The 6,944-nt window shown below is 51.4% G+C and carries 4 protein-coding genes; 1 reads left to right on the top strand and 3 read right to left on the bottom strand.

Annotation, left to right across the window (positions count from 1 at the left end; all coding sequences use genetic code 11):
• Positions 1–535: PD-(D/E)XK nuclease family transposase (locus TPRIMZ1_RS0113695; protein ID WP_010261048.1), on the top strand; the 535-nt coding region annotated here is incomplete at its 5' end.
• On the opposite strand, the gene TPRIMZ1_RS0113690 is transcribed toward TPRIMZ1_RS0113695, so the two are convergent.
• The 3 genes from TPRIMZ1_RS0113690 to TPRIMZ1_RS0113680 form a co-directional block, all read right to left on the bottom strand.
• Positions 500–1,735: an ATP-binding protein gene (locus tag TPRIMZ1_RS0113690; protein ID WP_232616834.1), complete on the bottom strand. Its 1,236-nt coding sequence runs from the start codon at positions 1,733–1,735 to the stop codon at positions 500–502. The two genes, TPRIMZ1_RS0113695 and TPRIMZ1_RS0113690, sit on opposite strands and share 36 nt — an antisense overlap.
• Before the next feature lie 396 nt (positions 1,736–2,131).
• Entirely contained in the window at positions 2,132–6,169 is a 4,038-nt protein-coding gene (locus TPRIMZ1_RS0113685; RefSeq protein WP_232616833.1) for a FlgD immunoglobulin-like domain containing protein, read from the bottom strand.
• Between the two features lie 63 nt (positions 6,170–6,232).
• Complete coding sequence (locus tag TPRIMZ1_RS0113680) at positions 6,233–6,853, bottom strand: hypothetical protein (RefSeq protein WP_026043719.1); 621 nt, start codon at positions 6,851–6,853, stop codon at positions 6,233–6,235.
• Positions 6,854–6,944: the final 91 nt, after the last annotated feature.

The following is a 6,944-nucleotide window of genomic DNA, read 5'->3' as shown; positions in this document are numbered from 1 at the left end:
TGATATTCTCATTCCGGAGGAAAAGGATTATTATAATAGATATGCCTTGCTGAACCGGAAAACGAGGACTGAATTTACTGATTTATTGGAAATCAACACCCTGGAGCTGCCCAAGCTGCCGGAACAGAGCGATGGTTCAGACTTATATACGTGGTCTCAGTTTTTCACCAGCGAGACCGAGGAGGATTTCATGACGGTAGCGGAAAAAGACCCGGTAATAAAGAAAGCGGTAGCCACGCTGATGGAGCTGAGCGAAGACGAGCGGGAACGGTTACTGGCGGAGTCCCGTGAAAAGTTCCTGTATGACCAATATCACCGTGAAAAGGAATCCTACGAAAAGGGCCTAAACGCCGGCCGGGAGGAAGGTATTATCTGGGGTGAAGCCAAAGGCAGAGAGGAAGGCCGGGAAGAAGCTGAGGAAAAGGCGTATCAGGAAAAGCTGGAGTCCGCCCGGAAACTTAAGGCTAAGGGCTTTTCCAATGAGGAACTTTCCGGCATTTTACAACTCGTACCCGGGGATATCGCCAAGCTTTGAACCAAGCGTCCTTGCATTGCTACGGCTAAGCAGCCAGTCGATAATATTCATTTTCCGTATGCCGTCATAGTTGGCGGTTTGGTTATAATCGTCCAGGGTGAGCAAATATTTAGGGTGATTATCCTGGATTTTTTGCAGGGGTTCTAATTCACGCCTCAGGGTGTTTTCGTCCAGGACCGTAGCGGAAACCTGGATATAGGTGATTCCCCGGGCATCGGCGGCGACAAAATCCACCTCATTTTCCATTATTTTGCCGATATTCACCCGGTACCCCCGGCGAAGAAGTTCCAAATAAACAATGTTTTCAAGAAGATGCCCAAGATCGGCGGATGATCCGGCGAGCAGTAAATTTCTGACGCCCGTGTCAACAATATAATACTTACCATTAGTTTTTAGAAGCTGTTTTCCTTTTATATCGTAACGGCTGACTTTATAAAACACAAAACTTTCGCAAAGCGCCCTGAGATAGGTCTCCACCGTATTGACTGATATTTTTCTCCCGCCGGAATTAAGGGTATCGCTTATTTTTTTTATCGAAACGGGACTGCCGATATTTGAACAGAGAAATTTGATAATATCTTCCAGAACGGATATATCATTGATTTGTTTCCTGTTGGCCACATCCTTGATAAGGATGGTGTTATAAATCCCCTCAACATAGGTCCTCGCCATGGCATCGTCCATTTTCATTGCCGCCACATAAGGGAAGGAGCCGGATTTCAGGTAATCATTAAAAGCCGTTTTTAGGCCGTCCTTACCTGCCTTGGTAAAGTCGATATATTCTCCAAAAGACAGGGGCAGCATCGTAATTTCCACATATCTGCCCGAAAGCAAGGTTGCCAATTCCCCGGAAAGCATATGGGCGTTAGAACCGGTAATATGGAGATCGACTTTTTTCTTTATAAAAAGACTGTCCACCGCTTTTTCAAATTCCGTACATTGCTGAACTTCATCAATAAATATATAGGTATACTGATTTTTACAGAGCCGCTTTTTGAGGTAGTTATATAATGCCCTATGGTTAAGCAGATCCTCATATTCCACTTTCTCAAGATTAATGGATATGATTTGTTCATCCCGAACGCCGGATGCCCGTAAATAGTCGATATAGAGTTCCAAAAGGGTTGATTTTCCGCAGCGCCTGACCCCGGTAACGACCTTTATCAGCTGTTTTTCCCGCCATAGGATAAGTTTATCCAAATATACCTTTCTATAAGCCGGTTTTTCTACCATTTAAACGCCTCTTTACCCAGTATAGAGGGTTTTCAGGAGAATGTAAAGTTTTTTCCCACCGAGAAAAAAACTTTACATATTTAGATACTTTTTTCTCAAAAACGAGTAACACAACAGCGCCTTCTCAAACCCGTCCCCTACCGTCTCTACCCATCCTGCCCAACTCCGCCAACCCATCCTGCCCCACACCGGTTCTGCGAACCGGCAGAAAAGAATATGCCCCAATAAATTTTATCGGGGGTTTGTAAATTGCCGCGAAGCGGCTTCCGTGGAAAAAATATCAGGGGGACCCTTTGGGGGTTCCTGATATTTTTTCCAGCTGGCAGGACCCCAAACAATGTTAAAGGGGCATATTCTTTTCTGTTACTTAATCAAGATAAACTCCACCCGCCTATTCTTCCACCAGTTATCGTGATCATCAAACACGATAATCGGCCGGGTACTGCCCCTGCCTACGGAGCTGAGCCGTCCCCGGTTGACCCCGAAGCCGACCAGGAAATCTACCACCGCCTTGGCCCGCCTTTCGCTGAGGTTCAGGTCTCCCTGGGCCTCGGCAGCCGGCGGGTTACGGCTTGTGGGATTGGCATGGCCTTCAACCAGGACACGGTAATCCCTGAACTTGTTGAGGATCTGGGCGATACGCCGCAGGACCCGGTTATTGTTGTCAATCTGCGCCTGGGTTAAGCCAAACCTCGGGTCCTTGTCTTTGCCAAAGAAGTCCGCCTCATTTGCCCGGAAGACTATGGAAGGTACCTGGATCTTAAGGTTATCCCCGTCCCGAATTACCAATACATCCACACCAATGGTGCCGTCCAGGGTACTGGTGTTCCCCAGGGCATCCACGGCTTTGAAGATAAAGGGATAATCCGTGGCGGACTGTACCAGTTCGCCCTTGGAACTGCGTCCGTCCCATATGGTCCTTTCCGCGGGGCTGCCGCGGCCTTCTATACGGTAGAATAAGAGCATTGGCGGTTCCGGTTCGTGGATTTCAAAGCTCCAGTTTGCAATGGGGGACATATCCTGGACCCCAAGGAACATACTGAGCTCATCTTCCACACCATCGTTATCGGGACTGAAATACTCCGGTTCGTAACTAAAGCTGAGAGCCGGGCCTGAAACGTCCACCGTGATGGGGGGCGCGGAAACCGATACCTCATCTCCCTTCGTATAGGTAACCGATAACTGGGGTACGAACTTACCTTCCCGGAGCACGCCGTTGTCATCATAGCCGTTCCAGCTTATGCTTTCCGGCGGCGATAGTTCCCGGGTTCCCGGGATGGGGAAGTGACGCCGTATCGTACCGGCTTCATCTTTAAGTTCCAGGGACCAGCTTTCAATGCCGTCCTTGGGGGTGAGGATTACGCTGAATCGCAGGGCTTCGCCGGTGGGGCCGCCCCTGGGGGCAACCGCAGTCTGGTTAGCGGTGAGGAAGGCCCTGGGTATGCGGGCATCCACCGTAATAGTGTCCAGGGGTATCCTGGTACTGTTTCCCGCCTCATCGGTGGAGCTGAGGGCGAAGCGGTAGACACCGTCGGGAACGGTATTCCCCGCCTTATCGTTACCGTCCCAGTTTACGGACGATGGGGCCGCTCCGGTCCAGGACCAGGATTGTATCTCCGTACCCCGGGCATCGGTGATCACCGCTGTCCATGGGTCATCCCCTTCGGTACGTATATTAATGGGAAGGGTATCCTTTTTCCCGTCCCCATTGGGAGAGAAGAGGGTGTAGGGCGTTGTAACCGTTGCCTTGGGCGCCGTGGTATCCACGGCGAAGGGCCGGGAAAGGGCCGTGGGCTGATTCCCCGCGGCGTAGCGCAGCTCAATACGGGCGGTGTAGTTTCCGTCAGGAACGGTGCTGCCCGCAGTATCCCTGCCATTCCAGGTTGTTGATCCGGGAGCGGTATTCGAGCCATTAAAGCTCTGCACCGTTGTTCCGGCGCTGTTTAGTATATCTATTTTCCAGCTGCTTATCCCCGCCGTAACCTGGAGCTGGGGAATAATATTGATAGTATCCTTGTTCCGGTCATTGTTCGGAGAGAAGGCCCGGAGGTCGGTGCTCAACATTACCGGTGTGTCGGCGGTGCTGAGGGCAAAGAGCGCCGGAGAACCTGATCCGCCGGTATTTCCGGCTTGATCCGTGGCGTTCAGCTGATAGGTATAGTCTCCATCAGGCGCCAGGGCGCCGGTGTCGGTGAGGCCGTCCCAGGTAAACCTGGCGGGAGGAGTCCCGCTGAATCGCACGGTCCTTACGGGCCTGTCGTTGGCCGCAGCTCCGACCCTGCGTATTTCGCCGACCCAGAGAATTTCCGCGGAACCTTCCTGGATGAAGATCATCCCATCCTGAATCCCGTCGTTATTCGGGGAGAAGGCATTGTACTCGGTACGCACCGAGGCCCTTGGGGGGGTGACATCCAGGGTAAATACCGGTGATAGGGAAGTAGATACATAGCCGTTCCGGTAGTTTACGGCCAGTTCCGCATTGTAGGTCCCCTCGGAGAGTATGCTTCCCGCATCGCCCCTGCCGTCAAGATCAATCCGTTCCGGCACCGTATTAGTACCGTTGATGGTCCGCCGGACTATTCCGGCATTATCCCGCACGGCTATCGACCAGGTGGTGATCCCTTCTTTTACCGGTATCGTGGTATTCAGGGTAAGGGTATCCTTTACACCGTTTCCGTTGGGGGAGAAATAGGCGTCATTGATGGAGAGGTTTACCCGAGGCTGCAGGGTGCTGACAATGATATTCTCAAGACCGGCATTCTCCGAATTGAGCGCCCTGTCGGTGGCGCTGATCCGGTAGCTGTACACACCGTCCGCCACAATATGTCCCGTATCATCGGTTCCGTCCCAAATGATAGGATCGGGATTTCCGTTACGGATACTAAAGCTCCGTACCTTTTCTCCGGACGCGTTATACATCCCCGCATCCCAGAGCTCTTCCACAGAACCCTGTTGGGTAATCGCAAGGGTATCCTTGTTTCCGTCCCCATCGGGGGAGAAGATCTTCGCCGCATCGGCAATTTCTTCTACCTGTACTGTCGGCGGGGTATTGTCCACCATAACCATATAGGTAATGGTGGATGCGGTATTTCCGTTATCGTCCGCCGCGCTTATAACAAAGTGATAGGTTCCGTCGGCGGCAATATCCCCGGAATCAAAAATCCCGTCCCAGCGGAAGCTTGGGGGAACTTCAACCCCCGCCTTTCCTGCGATGAGCCGGTTCAAAACGTTTTTGACACCCATGGTTTCAATACGCAGTTCCTTGTTTTTATAGGTCCGGACCAGGGTATCCTTTTCATCAAAAATTTCCATCTTCCATTCAGCAACATACCGTTGATCCGTTATGCTTACCGGGAACTCCAATACATCGGCCTTACCATCATTGTTGGGGGAAATCCACATAGCATCTTCGTAATCCACGGTGATCACCGGGGGCTTTTTATCCAGCACACCCACGGACCAGCTGACTCCGGGACCTATGGCGATAACATCACTATACAGGGGCTTAAAGCCCATGCTTACCCCCACATCCCCATCCGATGGCAGCCTGCCTCCGGCAATACGTTTCCCGGAAGAAAGGAGCCCCAGGTTAACCGTAAGCCCTAAGGAGGGGAGCCACGTGGGGCTTCTGTCTTCCTGAATATCATTAATATTGAACCCCGTTGAAGCGGCGAGGGTTACCAGTTCAGCCACGGTTGCAGAAAGTCCGAATTTCCCGGTCATATTCTGAAAGGTTGGAAAAGAAAAATCCGTGTTAAATTTCACGGCAAGGGGATCCGGCTTATCATTTTTCCCCTGAATATGAATCAGATCAAAACCAAATCCAAGCACCGGGGTAAAGGCGCCGGGCATATAACTCTTTCCCATACCGCGGAATACAAAGGCGTAGGTAAAATTCTGCAGCGGCCCCAGTTTGCCGACATTATGGCGGATCCCCAGATCCCCCATGACGGTCCCGACATCATCGCCGTCGTTATCTTCTCCAATAGCGAAGTTGAATCCCAAGCCTAGGTTAAAGCCGGGGTACAATTCTTTAGCGGCGCTCAGGTTCCCCCCAAAGGTGGTTCCTATGGGATAGTAACCGTCAAACCCCGGACTGCCCAGTACATGCAGGGAGCTTCCAAATACGGCGTATTTCGTGGGGAATAGGGCCCCCAATTCAACGGCTGTTCCGATATCACCACCGGTACTGGTTGAAACCAGGAAAAGAGCCCCGGCGTCAAAGACAATACGCTGCGCATCCCCCCCTGCTGCGGGGTTGAGGATGCTTGCGGGCGCCCCGCCCTGGGAGGTACTAAACCCGCCCCTTCCGGCTAATTCCGGGGAAGAAAGATCCAGGGCAGTTTCTGCCCCATGCTGATCCGCAGGGATAGTTTGAATTACACAAAAGATGCTCACCATACAAAAAATTACTTTTCGCAGCATATTATTTCCTTTCATACTAATAATATAATAATAAAACAATTACGAATTTACGCAAGTGCGGTAAAAAGAGACCGTAACCGAAATACCTATTGGGATAAGGGTTAGGGCAAATAGCAGAAATCCCAGGGCTGTTTTTTGAGAGAAAAAAGCCCAGTAGACCGTGGCCGCCAGGAAGGGAAGCATCCCCATGGCCATCGCCTTTGGAATAAGGGTCCATTTGAATTGTCTGGGAAGTATGGTAATGAAAAAAGGGACACCCACCACTATGGCGGTCCAAAGGATAGGGGTCAGGACCAGGAGTGATGGATCGTTTTGGGCGCTCCAGCTTACCGCCCGGATGGCCGCCCCGGGGATAAGCCACAGGAGGGCAAAATTGGTATAATTCACGGTCCCCGAAAGGATACGCAGACGGAAAAAGAAGAAGCAAACCAGCAGGGGGATCACCGCGGGGAGGGTAACGATATCGACACAGGCGCTGAACCACCGGGAAAGGCCGAAAGCGCCGGGGCTTATAAAGGAACCCAGGAGAAATTGAATGATAGCCACCAGGCTCCCCAGGATCAGCGCCCAAATTTCGCCGGCGCTTTCAGTACCCGATACGGCAATGGAGCGCCAGAAGAGGTAAAACAGGGGCATCCACAGGAAGCAAAACAAACTCATCAAGATAAAATACTATAAAAGGCGCTTTCCGGCAAGACCAGGGGGTGGACAAAAGCTTCGGTAATTCGGTATAGTAATTGATAAGCTAATG

This window comes from Treponema primitia ZAS-1 (assembly GCF_000297095.1).
Classification (GTDB): domain Bacteria; phylum Spirochaetota; class Spirochaetia; order Treponematales; family Breznakiellaceae; genus Termitinema; species Termitinema primitia_A.
This window is presented reverse-complemented; position numbering and strand designations above follow the sequence as displayed.